The sequence below is a fragment of the Micromonospora sp. NPDC047644 genome, from assembly GCF_040704315.1.
Classification (GTDB): Bacteria; Actinomycetota; Actinomycetes; order Mycobacteriales; family Micromonosporaceae; genus Micromonospora.
This window is the reverse complement of record NZ_JBEYSY010000018.1, coordinates 71,774-94,981: the sequence shown is the minus strand read 5'-3', so window position 1 is coordinate 94,981 and position 23,208 is coordinate 71,774. Positions and strand designations below refer to the sequence as shown.

At 68.4% G+C, this 23,208-nt stretch carries 19 protein-coding genes and 1 tRNA gene; 6 read left to right on the top strand and 14 right to left on the bottom strand.

Annotated features, from left to right (window positions below):
- Positions 1 to 583: 583 nt before the first annotated feature.
- Positions 584 to 1,993, bottom strand: coding sequence for a sensor domain-containing diguanylate cyclase (locus AB0877_RS26810; RefSeq protein WP_366612309.1), 1,410 nt, complete (start codon positions 1,991 to 1,993; stop codon positions 584 to 586).
- 196 nt (positions 1,994 to 2,189) lie between these two features.
- Here AB0877_RS26810 and AB0877_RS26805 point away from each other — a divergent pair, with 196 nt between their 5' ends.
- Positions 2,190 to 2,969, top strand: a complete 780-nt coding sequence (locus AB0877_RS26805; protein WP_366612307.1) for a phosphodiesterase — start codon at positions 2,190 to 2,192, stop codon at positions 2,967 to 2,969.
- An 11-nt stretch (positions 2,970 to 2,980) separates the two neighbouring features.
- Positions 2,981 to 3,631: a histone deacetylase gene (locus AB0877_RS26800; protein ID WP_366612306.1), complete on the top strand. Its 651-nt coding sequence runs from the start codon at positions 2,981 to 2,983 to the stop codon at positions 3,629 to 3,631.
- A gap of 33 nt (positions 3,632 to 3,664) precedes the next feature.
- Here AB0877_RS26800 and AB0877_RS26795 read toward each other — a convergent pair whose 3' ends face one another.
- On the bottom strand, positions 3,665 to 4,477 hold the full coding sequence (locus tag AB0877_RS26795; protein ID WP_366612305.1) for an alpha/beta hydrolase: 813 nt from the start codon (positions 4,475 to 4,477) through the stop codon (positions 3,665 to 3,667).
- A gap of 265 nt (positions 4,478 to 4,742) precedes the next feature.
- Here AB0877_RS26795 and AB0877_RS26790 point away from each other — a divergent pair, with 265 nt between their 5' ends.
- Positions 4,743 to 6,449: a bifunctional metallophosphatase/5'-nucleotidase gene (locus tag AB0877_RS26790; protein WP_366612303.1), complete on the top strand. Its 1,707-nt coding sequence runs from the start codon at positions 4,743 to 4,745 to the stop codon at positions 6,447 to 6,449.
- 484 nt (positions 6,450 to 6,933) lie between these two features.
- Here AB0877_RS26790 and AB0877_RS26785 read toward each other — a convergent pair whose 3' ends face one another.
- The gene (locus AB0877_RS26785) at positions 6,934 to 8,223 is read right to left on the bottom strand and encodes an MFS transporter (protein WP_366612301.1); all 1,290 of its coding nucleotides are present in this window, start codon (positions 8,221 to 8,223) and stop codon (positions 6,934 to 6,936) included.
- Positions 8,224 to 8,357: 134 nt separating this feature from the next.
- Here AB0877_RS26785 and AB0877_RS26780 point away from each other — a divergent pair, with 134 nt between their 5' ends.
- Complete coding sequence (locus tag AB0877_RS26780; protein ID WP_366612300.1) at positions 8,358 to 8,831, top strand: hypothetical protein; 474 nt, start codon at positions 8,358 to 8,360, stop codon at positions 8,829 to 8,831.
- 91 nt (positions 8,832 to 8,922) lie between these two features.
- Here AB0877_RS26780 and AB0877_RS26775 read toward each other — a convergent pair whose 3' ends face one another.
- The 7 genes from AB0877_RS26775 to AB0877_RS26745 form a co-directional block, all read right to left on the bottom strand.
- A complete protein-coding gene (locus AB0877_RS26775; RefSeq protein ID WP_366612298.1) occupies positions 8,923 to 9,888 on the bottom strand; it encodes a hypothetical protein in 966 nt (321 codons plus the stop codon).
- Between the two features lie 91 nt (positions 9,889 to 9,979).
- Complete coding sequence (locus AB0877_RS26770) at positions 9,980 to 10,363, bottom strand: peptidase inhibitor family I36 protein (protein ID WP_366612296.1); 384 nt, start codon at positions 10,361 to 10,363, stop codon at positions 9,980 to 9,982.
- A 216-nt stretch (positions 10,364 to 10,579) separates the two neighbouring features.
- The gene (locus AB0877_RS26765) at positions 10,580 to 11,737 is read right to left on the bottom strand and encodes an ABC transporter permease (RefSeq protein WP_366612295.1); all 1,158 of its coding nucleotides are present in this window, start codon (positions 11,735 to 11,737) and stop codon (positions 10,580 to 10,582) included.
- A gap of 76 nt (positions 11,738 to 11,813) precedes the next feature.
- Positions 11,814 to 12,461, bottom strand: a complete 648-nt coding sequence (locus AB0877_RS26760) for an ABC transporter ATP-binding protein (protein WP_366612294.1) — start codon at positions 12,459 to 12,461, stop codon at positions 11,814 to 11,816.
- Positions 12,462 to 12,520: 59 nt separating this feature from the next.
- Positions 12,521 to 13,849, bottom strand: coding sequence for a peptidoglycan-binding protein (locus AB0877_RS26755; protein ID WP_366612293.1), 1,329 nt, complete (start codon positions 13,847 to 13,849; stop codon positions 12,521 to 12,523).
- Positions 13,850 to 14,344: 495 nt separating this feature from the next.
- Positions 14,345 to 14,421, bottom strand: a tRNA-Pro gene (locus AB0877_RS26750).
- Between the two features lie 84 nt (positions 14,422 to 14,505).
- On the bottom strand, positions 14,506 to 15,399 hold the full coding sequence (locus tag AB0877_RS26745) for a metallophosphoesterase (RefSeq protein WP_366612292.1): 894 nt from the start codon (positions 15,397 to 15,399) through the stop codon (positions 14,506 to 14,508).
- 25 nt (positions 15,400 to 15,424) lie between these two features.
- Between AB0877_RS26745 and AB0877_RS26740 the strand changes: the two genes are divergently transcribed.
- A complete protein-coding gene (locus AB0877_RS26740; protein WP_366612291.1) occupies positions 15,425 to 15,886 on the top strand; it encodes a GatB/YqeY domain-containing protein in 462 nt (153 codons plus the stop codon).
- A gap of 456 nt (positions 15,887 to 16,342) precedes the next feature.
- Here AB0877_RS26740 and AB0877_RS26735 read toward each other — a convergent pair whose 3' ends face one another.
- Both AB0877_RS26735 and AB0877_RS26730 read right to left on the bottom strand, forming a co-directional pair.
- Positions 16,343 to 16,735, bottom strand: coding sequence for a peptidase inhibitor family I36 protein (locus AB0877_RS26735; protein WP_366612290.1), 393 nt, complete (start codon positions 16,733 to 16,735; stop codon positions 16,343 to 16,345).
- A gap of 1,131 nt (positions 16,736 to 17,866) precedes the next feature.
- On the bottom strand, positions 17,867 to 20,284 hold the full coding sequence (locus AB0877_RS26730; RefSeq protein WP_366612289.1) for a transglycosylase domain-containing protein: 2,418 nt from the start codon (positions 20,282 to 20,284) through the stop codon (positions 17,867 to 17,869).
- Between the two features lie 407 nt (positions 20,285 to 20,691).
- On the opposite strand from AB0877_RS26730, the gene AB0877_RS26725 reads away from it, so the two are divergent.
- The gene (locus AB0877_RS26725) at positions 20,692 to 21,012 is read left to right on the top strand and encodes a WhiB family transcriptional regulator (protein ID WP_210780772.1); all 321 of its coding nucleotides are present in this window, start codon (positions 20,692 to 20,694) and stop codon (positions 21,010 to 21,012) included.
- Positions 21,013 to 21,018: 6 nt separating this feature from the next.
- Here the strand turns inward: AB0877_RS26725 and AB0877_RS26720 are convergent, their stop codons facing one another.
- A complete protein-coding gene (locus tag AB0877_RS26720) occupies positions 21,019 to 22,170 on the bottom strand; it encodes an ArsA-related P-loop ATPase (RefSeq protein WP_366612288.1) in 1,152 nt (383 codons plus the stop codon).
- 53 nt (positions 22,171 to 22,223) lie between these two features.
- Positions 22,224 to 23,201, bottom strand: coding sequence for an ArsA-related P-loop ATPase (locus AB0877_RS26715; RefSeq protein WP_366612287.1), 978 nt, complete (start codon positions 23,199 to 23,201; stop codon positions 22,224 to 22,226).
- Between the last annotated feature and the right edge of the window lie 7 nt (positions 23,202 to 23,208).

Genomic DNA, 23,208 nt, shown 5'->3' with positions numbered 1-23,208 from the left:
GTTTCCCTGCCCTGGCCCTCGGTTTCCCTGCCCTGGCCCTCGGTTTCCCTGCCCTGGCCCTCGGTTTCCCTACCCTGCCCTGCCTCGGTCTCCCTGCCCTGCCTCGGTCTCCCTGCCCTGCCCGGGGCTCCCTACCCTGCCCCTGGCGTCGTCCTGCCCTGCCGTGCCCCTGCCGCGGTCCTGCCTCTGATCCCGTCGATCATGGACTTGTGGTGGGGGCGTTCACCCCTTCCGGGGCTAAAGCGTCCACCCCAACCGCATGATCGACGCGAATCTCTGGGCTCAAGGGCTCTCCGCTGCGGCGATCTTGCATTTTCTGTTGCGACATAAAGGATTAGAGCGGCAAAACGACAACCGAAAGTGCAAGATCGCCGGGATGTGGGCCGCTGGCGCGCTGCGTGTGGCGCCTGATGCGTGGCGCGTGGGGCCTGGCGCGTGGCACGCGTGGTGTGTGGTCGTGGTGCGTGGGCGCAAGATCGCGTGGCGCGTGGCGCGTGGCGCGTGGCGCGTGGCGCGTGGCGCGTGGCGCGTGGCGCGTGGCGCGTGGCGCGTGGCGCGTGGGTGTTCGGGTGGCGGGTGGGGGTTAGGCGGCGGAGAGGAGGACGCCGTCTCGGCCTTGGCGTTTCACCGCGTAGAGGGCCTGGTCGGCTCGCTTCAAGGTGCGGTCGGGGGTTTCGCCGGGACGGGGTAGTGCGACGCCCACGCTGATCGTGCGGCCGATGCGGCGGGCCGCCTCGGTGAGCCGTTCGGCGATCCGGACCGCCTCCTCCGGGCGGCTCACCTCGATCACGGCGACGAACTCGTCGCCGCCGATCCGGTACAACTCGTCACCGTGCCGCAGCGCCCCCTCCAGCGCGCGAGCCAATCCGACCAGCACCTGGTCGCCGGCCTGGTGGCCGTACGTGTCGTTCACGGTCTTGAAGCCGTCCACATCGATTGCCAGCAGGGCCGTACGCCCGGGGGTGGCCGCCGCGATCCGCTGCCCGAACGGGCCGGTGTGCCGCAACCCGGTCAGCGGGTCGGAGCTGGCCTGCTCCCGCAACCGGGACAGCGTGCGCAGCCGGTCCACGCTCGTCCAGGCCTGCCCGGCCAGTAACTCCATCAGGCTGACCGTGGTCGGGTCCGGGCGCAACGCGCGTTCGTCGGCGACCAGCAGCACCCCACCGGCGTCCGTGGACCCGACCGGCACGGCGACCAGTGTGCGTACCCCTGCCCGGGTCAGCGGGCGGTAGTCCTCGGTCGGGGGATGCCCGGCCTCGCCCAGCGTGTACCCGGCGCCGTACCGGTGTGCCCGCTCGACCATCCGGTCCAGGGCGGCCGGACCCGCCGTGGCGAACTCGGCGCGGATCCGGGTCTCCAGGTCGCTCGGCGTCGCCGGGGACGGGCCGAGCTGGCCGCCGATCAACAGCAGTGCGGTGGAGAGCGTGGAGACCTCGCGGGCGGCGCGGGCCGCAGCCCCCATCACCTCTGCCTCGGTCGGCGCGGAGGAGAGGGCGGACGCGTGCCGGAGCAGCTTCTCGCTGCGGCTCTCCACCGGCGGGCCACCGAGGGCGGCGATCCGCGCGCCGAGCCCGTCGGCCAGCCGTTGCGCGGTCTCCCGCCACGGCTCCAGGTCGGTCGGCTCGCTCCACTGCAGGTCGAGTACGCCGATCGCCCGGCCCGTCGGGTCCAGCACCGGTACGCACAGCTCAGCGGTCACATCCGGGCGGACCGGCAGGTAGTCCGGGTCGACTGTGACGTCCGGGACGACGGCGGGGGTGCCGGTCGCGTACACCCGGCCGACGATGCCGGTCCGCGCCGGAACGGTGGCGAAGACCTGCCAGGCCCCGGTCGCCGCGACGCAGCGCAGACGGTCGTGGGCCGCCAGGAGTACGGAGATTGTCGCCGGGGTGTGGCGGGACAGCGCGGTGACCGTCCACCGACACGCCTCCGGCGCGCTCGACGCCATCGGGAGGCGGACGGTGACGTCACGGATGACTCGCTGATGATCCACTCGCACGTCGTTCCAGGTAGGGGAGGGGTCCGGCTGACGCCGAACCGCTCGATCAAGCGTACTCACGGTGGCGGGACAGCGACCTTCGTACACATGTGCTATCCACAGGCTGTGGACGCGGCCTGTGGACGCCTGCCCCCCGGGAGGCCGCGCCCGGCGATAGCCTGAAGCACCCCGGCGCCGAGGAGGCGAGCCCGTGCTCATCGCCCAGCTCAGTGACCCGCACCTGACCACCGGCCTGCTCGCCGCGGAACCCGCCGCCGGGTTGCACCGGGCGCTCGGCCGGGTGCTGGCGTTGCGGCCCCGACCGGAGTGCGTGGTGATCACCGGAGACCTGGCCGACCACGGCAAACCCGAGGAGTACGCGGCGCTGCGCGAGGTGATCGGCGCATTCCCGCTGCCGGTGCACCTGGCTACCGGTAACCATGACGACCGGGAGTCGCTGCTCGACGCGTTCGGGGGCACGCCGTGGCTCGGCGGCGGTTACTCGGCCTACTACCACGTCGACCACGAAGCGGTGTCCCTCGTGGTGCTCGACTCGCTCGTTCCCGGCAGTGACGGCGGCCAACTCGGCGAGGAGCAGCTCAGCTGGCTCGACGGGGTGCTGGCCGGGCGGCCCGAGGTGCCCGCCGTGCTCTTCCTGCACCACCCACCGGTCGCGGTCGGCATCCCGGCGGCGGACGCCATCCGGCTCGCCGACGGTGACGCCCTCGCCGCGGTCGTCGGCCGGCACCGGCACGTCGTCCGGGTCGCCGCCGGCCACCTGCACCGCCCGGTCACCACGGCGTACGCGGGCACGCTCCTCACCGTGGCCCCCAGCACCTGGAAGCAGAGCACGCTCACCATGAGCGCCGACGAGCAGATCGGTTGGGTCCACGAGCCCACCGCCTTCCTGCTGCACTCGGTCGAGGCTGGCGGCTGCGTGACCCACACGGTGCAGGTCAGCCACTCCACCGGGCAGACCTGCGGCTTCTGAAGGGCTGCGTCGTGCTGGTCTGGTACGTCTCGTACGGCTCGAACATGCACGCCGCCCGGCTGGCCTGGTACATCGGTGGCGGCTGCCCACCCGGCGGAAAGCGGACGTACCCGGGCTGCCGTGACCGGCGTCCACCCAGCCGGTCGACGCCCGTGTCGCTGCCCGGCGGCATCTACTTCGCCGGCGAGTCCGGTGCCTGGACCGGTGGCATGGCCTTCTACGACCCGCACCTGCCGGGCGAGGCCGCGGCCCGCGCCTACCTGGTGACCCTGGAGCAGTTCACCGACATCGCGGCCCAGGAGATGTACCGCCCGCCGGGCGACACGACCGAGCTGATCCCGGCGACCGGCGCGGCCATCGACGCCGCCGTCGCCAACGGACGGGCCACGCTCGGCCCGGGTCGGTACGAGACGCTGATCTGCCCCGGCAGCCGTGGCGGTGTTCCGATGCTCACCTTCACCGCCCCCGAGGGGGCGTCGGCCGTGCCGTGCCGCCCTCCCGCGCCGATCTACCTCGCCATGATCAGCCGAGGGCTGCGCGAGTCGCACGGCTGGCCCGCCGAGCGGATCGCCACCTACCTGGCCGCCCGGCCGGGTGTGGCGGGCGCCTGGCCAGCGGACGCCGTCACCGCCCTGGTCGACGAGGCGCTGGCCGACGGCTGACCCGCCGGCTCGCGCCTCCGACCGCTGGCGCGGTCAACCGAGCAGGAACTCGCGCAGCGCGGGGGCCAGCGTCGCCGGGGGCACGTCGTGGTAGCCGCCGTCGAGGCTCACGGACCGGCCGCCCGGCACCGCCTCGGCCGCCGCCCGACTGGCGTCCCGCAACCACTGTGGACTGCCGGTGCTGTCCACCACGAGGGTCGGCGCGGTGATGCTCCCCAGCCGGTCGGCGGGGAATCGCCCGCCGGCGGTGACGATCCCGTCGTACACCAGGGTGTGCGCCACCGCCGTCAGCCCACCCCACATCGGTTGCGAGCGCATCCCGCTGATCTGCTCCGCCGGCAGCCCCACCGAGACGCTGAGGAAGGTCTCCACCGCGCCGTCCCGGTCGTCGGCGGCGATCAGCTCGATGAGCTGCGGTGTGACGTCCTTGCCGACGCCCACGTGCGGACCGACCCGGAACGGTGGCTCGAACATGACCAACCCGGTCACCGGTAGGCCCTGTGCGGTGGCGAGGGCGGCCAGGACGGCCCCGGAGGAGATGCCGTAGACGGCGGCGGAACCACCCGCCGCCGCGATCAGGGCGGCCAGGTCGTCGATCTCGCGGCCGACCTCGTAGGGCGCTGTGTCACCGCTGTAGCCCCGACCGCGACGGTCATAGCTGAAGACGGTGAAATCCGGCGCCAGCGCGGCACCCAGGTCGCGGGTCGCGCCGCGATCGCTGAATGCGCCTCCGACGAGGACGACCGCCGGCCCGGCACCGCACCGCTCGAACGCGATGGGCGTGCCGTCGACCGATCGCACCTGCTCCGCCATGGGTGTCGTTCCGCTCACGATGCCGTCCCCCATTCCTCGTAGGCTGCCCCGTCCTTTCTAGACCCTGGCTCCGACGTTGTCCGGCAGACCGCGTTAAACGATGATCGATAACGGACTCGGCGTACGCGCTGCTCCGATGCGCTGCCCGGGTCGACCACCGGGCGTCCGGATGAGAGGCTGTCGGGGCGGGGGCCACGCTCAACCACCGCCATCCGCGACCCTTTCGACGGCGTCCGTCGGCGGCCCCGGTCGACCCAGAGGCCAGGCACCGTACGCGCCGATTCTCACGAGGAGATCCATGTTCATACCCGGGATGCGTCGGGCCGCTGTCGGCCTGACCGCGCTCGCGGTGGCCGCTTTCGGCGCGGTCGCCACCAGCCCTGAGCAAGCCGACGCGCGGCCGAAGCCGGTCGACGTCACCCTGCTGGCCCTCAACGACTTCCACGGCAACCTCGAACCGCCGAGCGGGTCCAGCGGCACCATCGCCGGACAGACCGCTGGTGGTGTCGAGTTCCTGGCCACCCACCTTGCCGAGCTGCGCGCCGCAGCCAAGAAGAAGAACACCATCACCGTCGCCGCCGGCGACCTGATCGGTGCGTCCCCGCTGCTCTCGGCCGCGTTCCACGACGAGCCGACCATCGAGGCGCTGAGCATGGCCGGGCTGGACTACGCCAGCGTCGGCAACCACGAGTTCGACGAGGGCGCCGCCGAGCTCCTGCGGATCCAGAACGGCGGCTGCCACCCGGTGGACGGCTGCATCGACGGCACCCCCTACCGGGGAGCCGGCTTCCAGTACCTGTCCGCGAACGCCTTCAAGACCGCCACCGGCAAGCCGCTGATGGCCCCGTACGCGATCCACAAGGTGCAGGGCGTCAAGGTCGGCTTCATCGGCATGACCCTGGAAGGCACCCCGCAGATCGTCAGCCAGCAGGGCGTCGCCGGCCTCAGCTTCGCCGACGAGGCGGACACCGCCAACCGGTACGCGCGCGAGCTGCGCCGCAAGGGCGTACAGGCGATCGTGGTCCTGCTGCACGAGGGTGGCACCCAGGCCGCGACCGGCGGGATCAACGACTGCGTCGGCATGACCGGCCCCATCGTGGACATCACCAACCGGATGGACCCGTCGATCGACGTGGTGGTCAGCGGGCACACCCACCAGGCGTACAACTGCGACATCAACGGCAAGCTCGTCACCAGCGCCAGCTCGTTCGGTCGCCTGGTCACCGACATCGACCTGAAGATCGACCGCCGGAGCGGGGACGTGATCTCCGCCGCCGCGAACAACGTCGTGGTCACCCGCGACGTCGCCAAGGACCCGAGGCAGACCGCGCTGATCAACCGCTACAAGACGGTGCTCGGCCCGGTCGCCGGACGCCAGGTCGGCGTGACCAACGCGGCGATCACCCGCAGCCAGGAAACCCTCTTCGGTACGAGTCTGGGCGAATCGCCACTGGGCAACCTGATCGCCGACGCGCAGCTCGCCGCCACCGACGACGAACAGAACGCCGTCGCCGCCTTCATGAACCCGGGCGGGGTCCGAGCCGACCTCGACGCCGGCCCGGTCACCTACGAGGAGGCGTTCACGGTGCAGCCGTTCGCCAACAACCTGGTGACACTGGACCTCACCGGCGCGCAGCTCTACTGCGTACTGGAGCAGCAGTTCGTCGTCGGTCGGACCCTGTACCCGTCGGCCACCGTGGGCTACGTGGTCGACCCGAACGGCACCACCGGTACGGTCGCCGACCCGTGCGCCGGCACCCGCGTGGTCCGGGGCAGCCTCACCCTCGGCGGCACCACCGTCGATACCGCCGCCACCTACCGGGTGACGGTGAACAACTTCCTGGCCGGCGGAGGCGACGGCTTCAGCGCCCTCACCGGCGGCACGAACCTGGTCACCGGTCAGATCGACCTGGACGCCTTCGTCGACTACCTGACCGCCCAGTCGCCGGTCTCCGCACCGACGCTGGACCGGATCCGCACCACCGCCGAGGTCCCCGCCGCCTGACGGCCGACTTCCGCGACATCGGGCCCCGGAGCTGATGCTCCGGGGCCCGACCCGTCCCAGCCCTCGCCGGCCGTGCTTGTGCTTGCCCTTGATCGTGCCTGCCCACGCTTGTGCTTGCTCGCGTCGCGCTGCTCGCGTCGCGCTGCTCGCGTCGCGCTGCCCGCGTCGCGCTGCTCCCGTCGCGCCGCCCACCCGCGTCGCGTTGCCCGGGCACGCCCCTTTGGGCAAGATCGCCCTCGAACGTGGATGTAGTGGCATCGGTCCGGCGGGATACCACTACATCCAGGATCGAGTGCGGTCTTGGTCCGCGACAAGATCATTAGCGGATTCAATCAAGTAGATCCGCGCAAGTTCTCCGATGTTGCTGTCTCCCGCGCGCCCGAGGCACCAACTTCGGGGAAGTTGTGCGGATCTTGGTGCAAGGTGCGGTGCCCGGCGGGGCGGAGCGGCGTGCTTGGTGAGGGCGGGGCGGGGCAGAGGGGGGTCAGGCGGAGGCGGGCGTGGGGGTGGGGGTGGGGGATGTCGGGGTGGTCCTCGCGAGACCGTCCTGCTCCCTGGTGAGCAGGCGGCGCAGGGAGAGCGCGACCAGCGAGGCGACCAGGCAGCCGCCGACCACCGTCGCCACCCAGACCATGCCGTTGGCGGCGCCGATGAGTGGGCCGGCGGTCACTGGGCCGATCACACCGCTGATTCCGAAGATCATTGAACTCATCGCGTTGTACCGGCCACGCAGCTCGTCGGTGGCCAGCGCGTTGGTCAGTGCGGGCATCACCGGGGACAGCATCGTCTCGCCGAAGCCGAAGATCGCCGAGCAGAGCACCACGCACACGGCGGCCAGCACGGCGTTCTCGGCACTGACCAGGCCGGCCACGCCGAGGACCAACCAGGCGGCGGCGAACACCGCACCCACCACAGCCAACGCCCGGGTGCGGCTGCGCCCCTCGATCCGACGAATGACCAGCAGTTGCGCGAGCACGATCATCACCGTGTTGGCCGCGAGCGCCCAGGCCACGACCCGGGGGTTCACCTCCGCCACTCGCACCGCGTACGCGGCGAAGCCCACCTCCACCTGCGCGTAGCCGCAGGTGGTGAGGATCAGCCCGAAGATCACCAGCCGTCGGAACGGGCGGTCGCGGAGCACCGTCAGGTAGCCGCCGGGCGACGGTTCGTCGACGCCTCGACGCTTGCCGAGTCGGTGGCCCACCCCGGGCAGGGTGAGCAGGATCAGCGCCGGCATCAGGTAGGTCACCGCGTCCAGCAGGTAGATCGCCTGGAAGGTGCCGGGCCGGGCGGTGTCGACGATCGCGCCGGAGGTCATGCCACCGATGCCGATACCGAGGTTGAGCAGGGCGAAGTTCAACCCGAAGACTCGTTGCCGTTCATCGTCGTCGGTCAGCGATGCGAGGATGGTGTTCTGCCCGGACCAGATGGCCGAGCTGCCGATGGCGATCACCGTCATCACCAGCAGGGCCGAGCCGGTCGAGTGGACCAGCGCCAACGAGCCGGTGCCGATCGCCTCGATCAACAGGCAGGGCACCACCACCCAGCGGGCGCCGACCCGGTCGATCAGCGTCCCGCCCAGCGGCGACAGGGCCAGGGTCACCACGCCGTACCAGCCGATGACGAGCCCGGCGCGGGTGTCGGTGAGCCCCCGTACGTCGGTCAGGTAGATGAAAAGGAACGGCAGGGTCAGGCCCCGCCCGATCGCCGACAGCAGTGTGCCGAGGAGGATCCGGCGAGCTTCCGAACGGCGGGGCAGGGCACGACGCAACATGACCGGCATTCTGCTCGGTGGGTGTGACGGAGTGCGAACCCTTAACGGCCGCGGTGATCGAGCCGAGGCAGTCGGCACCGCTGCCGACGCCGGGGCGTGCTGCGGCTGTCGGTGTGCTCTGCCATGCTGGCCCGGTGAGCGTGACCTGGCGGCGCCTGCCCGCATCGGCCCGTGAGATCGCCAATGCGGCTGGCAAGGCCGTCGCCGCCGCCCAGGAGCGCGACCCCACGGCGTACGAGGTGGCGGTCGACCGGCTCACCGGCGCCGACCGCTCCGGCCTGGTGCTCGGCGTCGTGGTCCGGTTGCTGCTGGAGGAGACCCATCCGGACGGGCTGGACGGTGACGACGTTCGTCAGGTGTTGGAACGCTGCGTGCGCTGGGCCGCCGCCTGGCGACCGGAGGTCGACCCGCACGTGATGTTGGTACTCCTCGCCGGCGCGCTCGGCGTCTACGGCCCGGGCGACGATGACGACCCGCCCGGGCCGGCTGCGGTTGCCCGACACGCACCGCTGCTCGTCGCCGATCTGGTGTCGGCCGCCGGCCGGCCGCTCGACGGCTACCTGACCGCCGCGTTCGAGGAGATCGAGCGCACCGAAGGGCAGGACTGACCTCCGGTCGGGCGGTGCTGATTCGATCCGGATCAGGTTTGGCCGCCGACCTTCGGGCAGCGCCTCGGACGCGTCCAGCGTCGGCCCGTAGTCAGCTCGCCGGCACAGTGCCACCTGCGACAGACGCCGCCTTGCGGAGCATGCTTTCTAGGCGAGTCTTCGCCGACACCAGCGCCTCCAAGTTCTGCTGGATCGCGGCGCTCTGATAGGCGGATTCCACCGTGAACCAGATGCCAATGAGATTGGTCTCGGATTTGCACTTAACGTCGGCCATCGCGGTCTGGCGCTCAGCCCCGCTTGGCGTCGGGCCGCTGAAAGCGTCCACCGCCTCCAGCGGTCCCGGGTAGTTATACCCTGCCTTCTTCATGCACTCCGACCATTTACCGATAGCGTCCCGGACTCTTTTGTCGGAATCCGACTGGGCGCTACGGTTGATAGCTTGCACGAGAGGGTTATCCCCATAGTTCTCGTCGTCGTCATCGGTTATCTGTCGGATCGCCTCACCATGGCAGCCGCCGTTTGGGACTTTCTTACCTGCCACGTCGTCAACTGCAGGAGGGGTCGCACCCGGTAGGACCTTGCCCCCCGGCCAGCCGGTGAGAACCAATAGCTCGGCAGGCGTTTGGGTGCTGATATTGGCCGATTCTTGACGCCTTTTGGCTGGTGCCAAATCTGGGCTGTGGTAACCCCATTCAGCCGCGATTGCCGAGTCAGCGATCCCATATCGGCGCTCAGTTAGGGAAGTCGGCCGGGGCGCTGGAATGACCGGAGCAGAGTATACGAACCCGAACCCTTGCATGCAGCGCTGGATCAACGTCTGCCGCGCCCGGAGAATCAGGTCACTCTGCTTGTCGGACAGCATGTACGCCTCGATGGGCAGAGCCAGGTTGCGGGTTGAAAGAATCTCAGGAATCGTCTCGACGGGCGCGGGAGTGACCACCGCGATGCCGCCCTGTGATGCTTCGTCCGCGCCCTCTGCGTTTGTGCAGCCGGAAGCGGCCAGCAGTAAGGATGCTGCGCAGATGGCGGCGGGCAGGCGGGTAGACCACCGTCTCATTTGTTTTTCCCCCGAATGCAAGTGCGGACGCGCCGCGGCGGATCACAGTCCGATCAGCCGCGGCGCACCGGTTCTCAGGCTGCCTGCGGACCTACGGGCAGAAGAGTTGACCGCGATTATTGTTCCGGGTCACGAACTGAGTATTGTCGCTGCCGTTGAGGGGGAGCCAGGTGCTGGTGCGACCGGTGTAGTTCTTGTGCTCGTAAGTCCGCAGCGGGCAACCGCCGTGATTGTTATAGTACGAGCCAGTTTGATTTCCGACCACTGCGCCCTTGCCGTCGCCCGTCGTCCGGAATAGTACCGCCGGAGAGGCCAGGTAATCCGCCACGTCGTCGGGGACTCCGACCATGGAGCCGCCGTAATTGATGCGGTAGTAAAGGCACGCATCTCCATCGCCGCAGTAGGCGTGCTGAGTCACTGCTTGCGCCGGACCAGCGGTTACGGCCAATCCCGCTGCCGCAACGCCGATCGCCATTGCTGAAGCCAGCAGGGCCCTTCGGAATCTCATGTCTAATGACTCCCCTCAGTCATGACGAGCATAGATCACTGGCTGGAAGTGTGCAGGAGACGCAGGGTCAGCGCAACCCCGTCTGGCCAAGCCGGCGACTCCACAACGACGTTCTCCCACGTCAAAGAGTCGAAGCTTTCGTCAATACTCATTCAGTCGACCGGCGGCCTGGTGTGGGAGTTGTCAACGGCGGAGCGCGTCGGCGGGCTCGATCGACGCCGCCCGTACGGCGGGGTACAGCCCGGAGGCCAGGCCTACCAGCCCGCCCACGAATGGTGCCGGCCACACTGTCCACGGTTGCAGCACCGCGGTCCAGTCCTTGGCGACCGCCACGAGGATGACGACGCTGACCCCCACGCTCGCCCCCACCAGACCGCCCAGGAGCCCGAGGGCCGTCGACTCGGTGAGGAACTGGGCAGCGACATGCCGCCGTCGCGCCCCAAGCGCTCGGCGGAGTCCGATCTCGCCAGAGCGCTCCAGCACCGCCACCATCGTCGTGTTCGCGATGCCGACCGCGCCGATCACCAATGAGATCACCGCCAGGAGTAGGAACAAGGAACCCAGATCGTTGTCGACGCCGGCGCGGAGGGTGCGCGGATCGGCCGGGGCTGTGACCTTGAACAGTTGCGGGGCCTGTGGACTAAGCGCGAGTGCGACCTGATCGGCCACCAGGTCTGCCGCGCCCACCCGGGTCTCGATCAGCATGCCTGCCCGCTGCTCGATGGGCGGTCCGTATTCGCGTAACGCGGTCTCCGTCGGGATGATCACGGACAGCAGGAGATCCGATCGCCGCTGGAGGCCGCCGATCACTCCAACGATGGTGTAGGCAGTTCCGTCGACGAAGACGGCGGGTGCGGAGTCGAGCCGGGTGATACCGAGTACGGCGGCCGCCGCCGCACCGACCACGGCCACCCGCTCGGCCCGGGAATTGTGGAACCGGTCGTACAAGCGGCCCGCCGTGAGGGTGGGGCGCATCGCCAGCAGGGCAGTCGGGTCGGCCGCCACAACGGAAACGCCAGCTCCGTTAGCTGCCGAGCCCAACATCGGACTGTTGCCGATCCTCGCGCCCGGTAGGGATACCGGCCACCAGAGCCCGCCGTTGACCACACCGTTGAGACGAGTGACTCGATCCGCTGCGTCCGGCGGGAAGGACATTCGCACGTCATCCGGGTTTCCCGATCCGACGTCCTCAACGGTGACTTCGGTGGCACCAAGAACGGTGAATCTCTTGCCGATCTGCCCTCCCGCAGTGGCGGTCAGTCCGAGAATCGCCACAAAGGCCGCGATGCCGAGGACGGTGCCCAGGATCGTGAGGACCGAACGCCCGGGGCGCTGCAACACGCCGGCCAGCGCCTCGGTGAAGAGGTCGCGAGCATGGAAGGTGGAGGGCGGTATCTGGACGCTACCCCCACGTCGGCTAGCCATGGGGCGCGGAGCTCGCGCCCCGGCCGGCATCAGAATGGAGAACACCGTCCCTGATGGCGATGACCCGCTGTGCCCGGTCGGCGACGCTGTTGTCGTGAGTAATGGTGATGACGGTGAGACCATCCGAATGAAGTCGTTTGATAATCGACAGGACCCGCTCCGCCGTCTGAGAGTCGAGGTTTCCGGTTGGCTCGTCGCAGAGCAGGAGCGTTGGCTCGTTGACCAGCGCTCGTGCGATGGCGACCCGTTGCCGCTCACCCCCCGACATGGTCCACGGCATGGCTTCGCGGCGGTGGGCGAGACCGACCCGGTCCAAAGCCTCTAGGGCAACCGCTCGCCGTCTCGCACGAGGCACTCCGAGGTACAGCTGGGCGACCGCAACATTTTCCGCGGCCGTGCGGTACGGCAGCAGGTTAAAAGACTGAAAGACAAACCCGATACGGCGTCCCCGCAGGGCCGTGCGCTCGTGCTCCCGCAGTCGGCCAACGTCGTCGCCCTCGAATTCGTATCTGCCAGCCGTCGGTCGGTCCAACAGGCCCACCACGTTCAGGAACGTCGACTTACCAGACCCAGACGGACCCACCACGGCCATGTGCTCCCCGCGGCGTAGGACGAGGTCGCAGGAGCGTAACGCGGTCACGGGTGGCGGCCCCGGATAAGTGAGGGCTACCGAATCGAACTTTATCACCGGGCCAGCCACTATTCGCCGACCGCCACAAGGTCACCAGGCTTCAGCTCACCGTCCACTGGTGACACCTCGACGTATCCGTCGCCGGAGACACCGGTCCGCACCTCTAAGCGGTTCAGATGGTCACCGGCCTCCACCCGAGAAATCCGAGTCCGACCGTCAGCGCCAGAAGATACTGCGGAGAGCGGCACGACCAGGACGTCGTTGCTGGTGCGGGCAGCGGTGATGGTGACCCGGAGCTCTTGGTCGGTCCATGCCGAGGACAGGGGCTTGTCCGGTTGTACGACGACCGGCACGAAGGGGGCGGAGGCGGGGGCCGCGCCCTCACCCTCAGCGCTCTCCGCGGAGTCCTGCGCCGTGGTGATGGCGCCGATGGTGAGAATGTGCCCCTGTTGTTCGGAGCCGATCGACTCGGCCAACAGATCGACGGGCATGCCCGGTTTTAGTAATGTGGCGTCGGCGGGACGAACCTTGGCGGTGACGCTCAGCGCCCCGGCGGTCAGCACCAGGACCGGTCCCTTCACCTCGTCACCGATGCTCACCGGCAGCCGGGCGACCCGAGCGGGGAACGTCGGCACGAACACGACCTCTGCCCGAGGCACCATAGGTCCCGTCCGGGCTATCAGGGAGGCTCGGGCGCTTCGCGCCCGGTCGAGCGATCGCTGCAGGGAAGTCAGCTGAGCATCGAGGTCAGTCTTTTCGGCGCCCTGGGGCGAACCCGACCGGGTACGACGACGCATCTCCTCTACTGCTCGCTGGGCGTTGTCGACGGCGTCCTCAGCGGCCCGCAAATCCGCTTCTTCTTCCGTGCCGCGGGGACCGCTGGTGCTCGGAGTCCGGTAACCGACGGCCTTGTAAAGGCGGGACACCGCGTCCTTCGTGGCGGATCCGAAGCGGCCCGATCGGTCCCCATTCGAGTAGTGGCCGAGATCCCGAAGCGCCTTCTGTAGGGCTGCCACATCGTCGCCCTCATCGTCGGGTCGTAGGTCCCGGTAGGCCGGCGTGGACCCGCGCAGCGCGATGAGTGGACGCCCGGAGATCTCCAAGAGAACCTTGCCAGGCTTTATCGCAGCGCCAGCGGTAACGTTCAATCCCGACACGACCGCCGCGTCCGCGCCCTCCGGTACCCGCGGGATCACCTCAAGCCGGTGTACAGCACCAGTGGTTCCCCGGGTCACTACCGAACTGCTGATAGCGCGCTGCTCCACCGTCGCCGTCAACGAAGACGGATCGGGAGCCCGTGTCTCGGCCGCCACCTGCGCCGGCGACTTGATCCACGCTGCGGCGGAGACGCCTAGAGTCGCCACCAGGGCGCACCCGAGGGCCACCGAGAGCGCCACGCGTTGTCGCCTCGCGATCGGAGAAGGCTTGGTCGACTCGGTGGGGGACGTCACGTCACCCGCGTCACTACGTTCGTCCAACTAAGGGCTCCTACCGTTGCCGGTCTGGCCTTCGAGATCAAACCCGTCGAACACATCCCGACGGCTCGGGCGTTCGGGGAGGGCGGCAGGACTCCGGCCGCAAGGGCGCGGCAACAGGGCCTCGAAGCCCTGGGCCGTCATTTAACCTGATCCACTTCGTCACATCAACTGCCCCTGCTCCACCTGGCGCTGCCGTCGCCGTGGGTGGGTCTGCATCGAGGGTGATCAGAGCGTCGGAAAGTTTTGGCTTCGGTCGGGTTGCGGCTAGGCGACCGCGACTTCGAGCGTTCGCTTCAGCCCACGCTGATCGCTCGGCGGATTGCTCTGCCTGCTGCCGTCCTGCTGACCCGAGGACTGGTTCCCGGGAACGGATCAAGGCCCCTCCGTGGAGGGGCCTTGATCCGTTCTTACCTCTGGTCGGGGTGGCCGGATTCGAACCGACGACCTCTTCGTCCCGAACGAAGCGCGCTACCAAGCTGCGCCACACCCCGAGGCGTGCCGACAAATAGTAGCCCACCCGCCCCGGTGGTCAAACTCGGTACCCCCGCCGTCCGGGCCAGCGGGCGGCGAAGCGGTCAGCGGGGGATGAGGGTGAGGATGCTGGCCTCCGGGGGGCAGGCGAAGCGGATCGGGGCGGTCGGGTGGGTGCCGAGACCGGCGGAGACGTGCAGCCAGGAGTCCGAGCCCGGCCAGCGGTGCAGGCCGCGCGCCATCGAGCGGGGCAGGCCGCAGTTGGTCACGAGCGCCCCGTAGCCCGGTACGCAGACCTGACCACCGTGGGTGTGGCCGGCCAGCAGCAGCCCGAAGCCGTCCGCCGCCATCTGGTCGAGCACCCGCGGCTCGGGTGAGTGCGTCACCGCGATGGAGAGGTCCGCCGAGGACGAAACCGCGCCGGCGACGGAGGGGTAGTCATCCCGGTCGATGTGCGGGTCGTCGACGCCGGCCAGGTCGACCTGTCGACCGCCGGCCTTCAGCGTGGTCCGGGCGTTGTTGAGGTCCGCCCAGCCGGCGCCGGTGAAGACCTGACGCAACTCCTCGTACGGCAGCTCGACGCCCTCGGTGTACTCCCGGTCGGGCAGGAAGTAGGTGAACGGGTTCTTCAGCACCGGCCCGGTGTAGTCGTTGGAGCCGAACACGAACGCGCCCGGGTAGTCCAGCAGTGGTTGCAGGGCCCGCAGCACCCCGGGCACCGCGCCAGGGTTGGCCATGTTGTCGCCGGTGACCACCACCAGGTCGGGGTCGAGGGCGGCCAGCGACGCCACCCAGCGCTGCTTGCGTGCCTGGTCGGGCATCATGTGCAGGTCGGACAGGTGCAGCACGCGCAGCGGCTCCGCGTCGGCCGGGAGCACCGGCACGTCGTACCGCCGCAGGGTGAACATGTTGCGCTCGACGAGCGACGCGTACGCGAGGGTGGCCGCGCCGATCGTGGCGGTTCCGGCGGCGAGCCGGAATAGTGTGCGCTTTCGCATGGCGTTCAGGGTAGTTTGACCGTCCATGAGCACGCTGAAGGACCGCCTCACTGCCGACATGCGTACCGCGCTCAAGGCGCGCGACGAGCTGACCACCTCCACGCTGCGGATGGCCCTGGCCGCCGTCGGCACCGCCGAGGTCGCCGGCAAGGCCAAGCGCGAGCTCACCGATGACGAGGTGCTCGCGGTGCTGACCAAGGAAGCCAAGAAGCGTCGGGAGGCGGCCACCGCCTTCGCCGACGCCGGGCGCGCCGAGCAGGCCGCGAAGGAGAGCGCCGAGGGTGAGGTGTTGGACCGCTACCTGCCCAAGCAGCTCTCCGAGGCCGAGCTGACCGAGCTGGTGTCGGGGGCGCTCGCCGCGGGCGGCTTCACCGGCAAGTCGCAGATGGGCCCGGCGATGAAGGCGGCCCAGGCCGCGGTGGCCGGCCAGGCCGAGGGTGGCCGGGTGGCCGCCGAGGTACGCCGACAGCTCGGTCTCGCGGTATAAATGCAGCTCGATACTAGTCAGCTAACCACGAATGCGACAAATTGGGTGAGCATTCGTAATACCAGCGCGCGAAAAAATGCCACGCTCGGATTCAGTGACGCGCTACGAACGCGTTACTGAACATTGGCGACTTTGGCGGGCAGAGACTGCAACAACTAAGCCTTACAAAAGACCAGTTCGGCACACAGCAAAGCCCTTGACGGTGCCCGACGGGTCCGGGGTTGACGACCGCAACCCCATCTGGTCGAACCTCGTCTGCTTCCCCTCCTCTTCCGCCTTCAGGCGGAACAACCGGGCAACATGAGTAAGGCCGTCGCCACTCCGATTGCGACGAACATTTGGGTGCGGCGTCGGCTCATGTCGTGCTTTTTCCACAGGTGGATTGAGACACCAACCCACCGCGGCACATGACCAACTGAATCGGCTGCGGTGGATTGGCGTTCAAGCATCCTGATATCAGGGACAGAAGAGGTGGCCGCGATTATTGTTCCGGGTCACGAACTGAGTGTTGCCACTGCCGCTTAGTGGATTCCAGGTGTTGGTGCGGCCAGAGAAGTTGCTGTGTTCGTAAACTCTTAACTGGCAGGCGGGGTGGTTATTGTAATACGAGCCTGTTTGATTTCCGACAACAGCACCCTTGCCGTCGCCCGTGCTGCGGAACAGCACTGCAGGAGAGGCGAGGTAATCTGACACCCGGTGAACATCTGGGATGCCGACCATCGAGCCCCCGTAGTTGATCCGGTAGTAGAGGCACGCATCGCTACTGGCACAACTGCTGTGCTGGGTGATCGCCGCCTGAGCAGGCGTAGTGGTAGCGATTAAACCGCTTGCCGCAACGCCGACGCTCATTGATGCCGCCAACAGAGCTCTTTGTAATATCACGGCTGATGGACTCCCTTCACTTGGACCCAAGATCGCTGGCTGAGATCCTCCATGAAGGAGAGACTGCCCGCAACCCCGTTGCCGGTCAGCGCCGAGTATGTCCTTACGTTCCTGCACCTCAGGCCAGGGTTACCCACCTCGTAGAAATTCCCCTGGTCCGCTCCGGTATCAGGATCTAGCGCCGAAGAGCATCGGCGGGCTCGACCGAAGCCGCACGTATCCCGGGGTACAGCCCGGATAGTAAGCCCACTAGCCCACTAGCAAACTGCGCCGGCCATGCCGTCCATGGTTGCAGTACTGCGGTCCACTCTTTCGCGAACGCCACGATGATTACCACGGCGACCCCTAAACTTGTTCCCACTAAACCACCTTAAGAGTCCGAGGGTCATCGACTCGGCCAGAAATTGGGCCGCGACGCGCCTTCGCCGGGCACCCAGTGCCGGCGAAGGCCTATCTCACTCGACCGCTCCAACACCGCAACCATCGTCGTGTTCGCGATCCCCACTGCGCCAATAAATAGGTAAATTGCCGCTAGGAGCAGAAACCAAAAAACTGTCATCGTTGCTGATGCCGGTGCGAAGGGTACGTGGATCGGCTGGAGCCTGGCCTTAAATTGCTCTTGGGTCTGTGGACTCAGTGCGAGTGCAACCTGGTCGACCACCAGGTTTGCGGCCCCACTCTAGTCTCAATCAGCATGCCGGCCCGCTGGTCGACGGGCGGTCCGTATTCGCGCAACGCCGTTTCGGTCGGAATTATCACGGATAGCAACAAATCGGACCGCCGCTGGATCCCCCCGATTACCCCGGTTCCCGTATGGGCAGTTCCATTGACGAATACTGCAGGCGTGGAGTCGAGCCGGTTGATGCCCGGGACGGCGGCCGCAGCCGCACCAAGTACGGCCACCCGCTCGGACCGGAAACTATGAAACCTGTCGTACAGACGGCCGACCGTGAGGGTGGGCCGCATCGCCAGCAATGCCGGCGGATCAGCAGCCACGAGTGAAACGCGGTCCCGGTGGATGCCGATGACCGTACTCGTTTGGCCAAGCGGGCGGGCACCCGTAGAGGGTGCCCGCCCGTCGTGTCCTACTGGTTCGGCTCAGCCGCCCGGTCGACCACCGGGTCGACCATCGGGCTGCCCACCGGGGGGATTGCCCGGCGGCGGGGCGGTACCGCCACCGCTGCTGACCTCGATGGTGACCACGCCACCCTTGATCGTGCGTCCGTCCGGGCTGGTGCCGGCCGCGTCGCCCGCCTTGCAGGAGGACGGCACCTTCGTGCTGGAGACCACCGGCTCGAAGCCGGCCCCCTTGAGCCGGGACTTCGCGGTGTCCACCGAGACACACTTCACGTCGGGGATGCTGCGCTGGTCACCCAGGGAGATCTTCTGACCCGGCGCCTCAAAGTCGATCTTCGGCTTGCCCTTCATGGCGTCCCGCAGCGTCTCCCAGACCGGCGGGTTGATGCCGTCCTGCTCCTTGTGCTTCATCTTCACGTTGGTCTGCGGCCAGTCCGGGTCGGCCATGATGCCGGCGACGGAGTACTGCTTGGTCATCGCGACCAGCGCGGCGGTCTTCTCGGAGTCGGTGGTGCCGGACTTGCCGGCCACCGGGTAACCGACGTCGCCGCGCACGTTGCCGGCGGTCGCCCCCGCGCACCGGGAAGACGACGACTTGTCACCGACCGGGCACCGGGCCGCGTCCACGGCGGCGCGGGCCACCTCGGTGCTGAACCGCTTCTCGCAGCGCGGGTTGGCGATGTCCAGCTTGTTGCCCTCCGGGTCGCGGATCTCCTGCACCGGGATCGGCTCGCAGTACTTGCCGTCCGCGGCCAGGGTGGCGTAGGCGTTGGCCAGGTCCAGCGGGGTGGTCTGCGAGACGCCCAGGGTGAACGCGCCCCACTGGTGCGCGCCCTTCTCCAGCGTCAGATCTTCCTCGGAGCGGAAGTTGATGCCCAACCGCTTGGCGGCCTTGACCACGTTCTCGGCACCGACCTGCTGTTGCAGCGGCACGAAGTAGGTGTTCACCGACCGGCCGAACGCGGTCCACATGTTGTTTGGGCCGGCCATGCTCTCGGTCGAGTTGGTGGGGCAGTAGAAACTGGTCCCCGGGCAGGCTGCCGGACCGGGGCGGATGATGTATTCCGACTTGAACTGCTTCGGCGCGTTGATCGAGTAGCTGAGCGGGATGCCCTTCTCCAGCGCCGCGACGATGGTGAACATCTTGAACGTCGACCCGGCCTGGTAGCCGGTGATGCCGTCACCACCGGTGAGCAGGGGGTTGACCGTCGCCGGGTAGTTGCCCCGAATCTTCTTCTTGCTCTTCGCCGGATCGCTGGAGATCTTGTTCTTCGGGTTCTTCGGGTCGTCGAGCTTGAACTGCCGGTTGACCGCGAGCGCTCGTACCCGGCCGGTGCCCGGCTCGACGACCGCGACCATCGCGGCTTCCTTGCTGTTGATGCTCTTGGCCTTACGGACCGCCTTGTCCGCGGCGCGCTGCGCCTTGACGTCGATCGAGGTCACGACGGTGTAGCCACCGCTCTTGAGCCGGCGCTCCCGGTCGTACCTGGTCGAGCCGAACGTCTCCTGATCCATCCACCAGCGGTAGAAGTAGTCGCAGAAGAAGCCCCACTCGTTGACGTTGGCGGCGACGCAGCCGTTCGGGGTGCGCTTGTCCTTCACCACCAGCTTGGTCGCCTTGGCGGCGTCCGCCTCCTGCTGGGTGATGGCCTTGATGTCGACCATGTTCTGGATGACGTAGTTGCGACGGTCCAGCGCGAGCGGGAAGCCGAGTTCGGTGGTCGGGTCGTTCGTCGTGGGTGCCTTGACCATGCCGGCCAGCAACGCCGCTTCCTCGATCTTCAGCTTGCTCGGCGGCTTACCGAAGTAGACCTGGCTCGCGGCGTAGATGCCGTACGCGCCGTTGCCGAACGAGGCGAGGTTGAGATAGCGGGTGAGGATCTCGTCCTTGGAGAATTCCTTGTCGACCTGGAGGGCCAACCGCATCTCGCGCAGCTTGCGGGCGCTGGTGTCCTCGGTCGCCGCGACGACGTCCGCCGGGTGGGTGGCCGAGTAGGCGATGGCCAGCCGGACGTACTGCATGGTCAGCGTCGAGGCGCCCTGCCGGCCGGAGCCTTCGCTCTGGTTGTTGACGAACGCACGGGCGACACCGTTGATGTCGACGCCGTTGTGCTTGTAGAAGTCATGGTCCTCGGCCGCGATGATGGCCTTCTGCATGAACGGCGAGATGTCGGCGAGCTTGACGTCTCGCCGGTTCTCGTCGTACATCGTCGCGAGCGGTGTCTTGCCGTCCGATGCCAGCAGGTAGCTGATCTGTGGCGCGCGGGCCACCGTCAGCTCCGTGGGCAGGGCACCGAACGTCTCGGCTCCGGCCTTCGCGGCCAGGCCGGACATCGCTACCGCGGGGAAGGCCGCCGCAGCGACCACCACGCCGGCCAGCAGGCCACACACGAGTAGCGATGCGGCGTTGGTCAGCACATTGTGGTCACGTTTCCGCATCCAGGTCACCTCGACAGGGTACGCGAGTAGGGAACGAGGGGCGCTGGGGCGTTCTTTCCCCATTTCCTGCGCGCGCTGCCCTCGTTGTGCTAAACGCACGACCCCCGTTACTTGGTTGCGTGTGACCTGGCGTGAGTCTCCTCCGATCCAGTGAGGCGGCGCAGCGTTATCGCTGACCTCGGCGGGGTAACCGGCGGTCGAAGGCCCGGGAAGCCGGGACTGTCCGAAATGATGGATTTCGCCGACAACGTTGCGTAATCAGTCGACTACAGAGCATGATGGGGGCGGCGACAGCGCCAGATGTCGTCCGCGCCGCCTTGGGGAAGGCAGGCCGGGCGATCGGGGGGAATTGCCGGCTGACGTGCATCGACGAGGTCGGTAGGTACTGCAAGGGGGGACGTGTACACATGGGCATGATCACTGACTGGCCGTCACTGGCGGCATGTCAGAACGGGGACCCGGACGCGTTGTTCGTACAGGGCGCCGAACAGAACGTGGCGAAGCGGATCTGCCGGAGCTGCCCTGTTCGGTACGAGTGCCTGGCCGACGCGCTGGACAACCGGATCGAGTTCGGTGTGTGGGGCGGCATGACCGAACGCGAACGGCGGGCGCTGCTGCGTCGTCACCCCCAGGTGACGAGCTGGCGCAAGATGTTCGAGGCCGCGATGAAGAAGAACAGCAAGGACAAGACCGGCAAGGACAAGATTCTCGTCAGCGCGGCCAACTGACGCCGGTCACGACCGGCTGATCGCCGCGCCGATCGTCCGTAGCCCGTCGACGTCGTGCACGTCGGCGGGCTGCGCCGTGACCGAGACCGCCGGCACGGCCGGAAAGGCTTCCGTGAAGCGCGCGGCGACCTGCTGCTCGCGTACCGCCTGGCGAGCCAACGCCGCGTGCGCCCGCAACACGTCGGCGGTGGCCTCATGCCCACCCAGCTGGGTCAGCCGCTCGGCGGCGACCTGGCTCCGCTCGGCGTCCAGCTCCGGGACCGCCGGGCTGTGCACCCGGTTGAGCACCAGACCAGCCAGCGGCATCCGCTCGTCGCGTAGCCGGCCCGCGAAGTAGGCGGCCTCCCGGACCGCGTCCGGCTCCGGGGTCGCGACCAGCAGAAAGGCCGTCTCCCGCGCCTGCAGGATGCGGTACGTCTGCTCGGCGCGCTGCCGGAATCCGCCGAACATCGAATCCAGTGCCGCCACGAAGCCGGACAGGTCGGTGAGCAGCTGCGCGCCGAGCACCTTCTGGACGACCTTCGAGAACATCCCGAACGAAGCCGTGACCAGGCTGAACATGCTCCGTCCACCACTGCGCGCCGGAGCCAGCAGCAGTCGCAGCATCCGGCCGTCGAGGAAACGGGAGAGTCGAGCCGGCGCATCCAGGAAGTCCAGTGCCGAGCGGGACGGTGGGGTGTCCACCACGATCAGGTCCCACTCGCCCCGGGCGTGCAACTGACCCAGCTTCTCCATCGCCATGTATTCCTGCGTGCCGGCGAAGGTCGAACTCATCGCCTGGTAGAACGGGTTCGCGAAGATCTCCGCGGCCTTCGTCGGGTCGGTGTGCTGCAACACCACGTCGTCGAAGGTGCGCTTCATGTCCAGCATCATGGCGTGCAACTCGCCGCCGCTGCTCTCGACGTCGATGCCCTTGACCTGGCGAGGGGTGTTGTCCAGCTCGGTCAGGCCCAGCGACTGGGCCAGCCGGCGGGCCGGGTCGATGGTGAGCACCACAGTGCGCCGGCCGTGGTGCTCGGCGGCCCGCAGCGCCAGCGCCGCGGCCGTGGTCGTCTTTCCCACTCCGCCGGCACCGCAGCACACGACGATCCGCACGCCTGGGTCGGCGAGGATCTGGTCGACGTCCAGCTGCGGCGCCGCGTCTTCGGAAGGCACCAATCGAGCGTATCGGGCCGGCGGGTCCGCGCGCCCGTGCTGCGCTCAGGTGTGAGTCATTCGGCGCGGACGAGAGCCCGGGCCAGCGTGGCGAGCCCCGCCCGATCCACCCCGTCGGGCAGCAACGGCAGCTCGATCATCGGCAGCCCCAGCTCCACCAGGTCGGCGCGGAGCGAATCTTCCAGTTCGCGCCGGATGAGCTGGTCGCGCGCCTCATCGTGCAACCCGGCCACGATGTCCCGATCGGCCGGCAGCCCGGCGGCGACCAGCCCGCGCTTCAACTCGGCGGCGGTGACCGCCGCTCCGGTGGGCAGCGGCGGTCGGACTCCGTTGACGAGCACGTTCCCGACGCCGAAGCCGAGGGCGGTCAGGTCGGCGATCGCGTCGACCGTCTCCTGGATCGGCATCTCCTCCAGCAGCGTGACCACGTGCACCGCTGTCATCGGGGACCGCAGCAACGCGGCGACCCCCTCGCTCTGGGTCTTGATCGGGCCCACCTTGGCCAGCCGGGCCGTCTCCGCCGTCACGTTGAGGAACCGGCCGATCCGCCCGGTCGGCGGCGCGTCCAGCACCACCGCGTCGTACGCGCGCCGTTGCCCGGTCGTGCGGGTGGTGGCCTCCTTCACCTTGCCGGTGAGGAGGACGTCCCGCAGGCCGGGCGCGATGGTGGTGGCGAAGTCGATGGCGCCGAGCTTGCGCAGTGCCCGGCCCGCCGCGCCCAGCTTGTAGAACATGTCCAGGTACTCGAGCAACGCCTCCTCGGCGTCGACGGCGAGCGCGCGCACCTCACCGCCGTCCGGCGCGTCGGCGAGGTGGCGTTCCTCGTAGGGCAGCGGCTCGATGCCGAACAGTTGGGCGATGCCCTGCCGCCCCTCGACCTCGACCAGCAGGGTGCGCCGGCCGCCGGCGGCGAGCGCCATGGCCAGCGCCGCCGCCACGCTGGTCTTGCCGGTGCCGCCCTTGCCGGTCACCACGTGGAGACGGGCGGGCCAGCCGGTACCGGCCGGGTCGATCGGACGCTCAGCTGCACACACCCGTCGA

Coding starts and splice junctions, on each gene's coding strand:
- AB0877_RS26795 (WP_366612305.1), bottom strand. CDS start 4,477: ATGGGGGACGGCATCGTGAGCGGAACGACACCCATGGCGGAGCAGGTG.
- AB0877_RS26790 (WP_366612303.1), top strand. CDS start 4,743: ATGTTCATACCCGGGATGCGTCGGGCCGCTGTCGGCCTGACCGCGCTC.
- AB0877_RS26785 (WP_366612301.1), bottom strand. CDS start 8,223: ATGTTGCGTCGTGCCCTGCCCCGCCGTTCGGAAGCTCGCCGGATCCTC.
- AB0877_RS26775 (WP_366612298.1), bottom strand. CDS start 9,888: ATGAGACGGTGGTCTACCCGCCTGCCCGCCGCCATCTGCGCAGCATCC.
- AB0877_RS26770 (WP_366612296.1), bottom strand. CDS start 10,363: ATGGCGATCGGCGTTGCGGCAGCGGGATTGGCCGTAACCGCTGGTCCG.
- AB0877_RS26745 (WP_366612292.1), bottom strand. CDS start 15,399: ATGCGAAAGCGCACACTATTCCGGCTCGCCGCCGGAACCGCCACGATC.
- AB0877_RS26740 (WP_366612291.1), top strand. CDS start 15,425: ATGAGCACGCTGAAGGACCGCCTCACTGCCGACATGCGTACCGCGCTC.
- AB0877_RS26735 (WP_366612290.1), bottom strand. CDS start 16,735: ATGAGCGTCGGCGTTGCGGCAAGCGGTTTAATCGCTACCACTACGCCT.
- AB0877_RS26730 (WP_366612289.1), bottom strand. CDS start 20,284: ATGCGGAAACGTGACCACAATGTGCTGACCAACGCCGCATCGCTACTC.
- AB0877_RS26725 (WP_210780772.1), top strand. CDS start 20,692: ATGGGCATGATCACTGACTGGCCGTCACTGGCGGCATGTCAGAACGGG.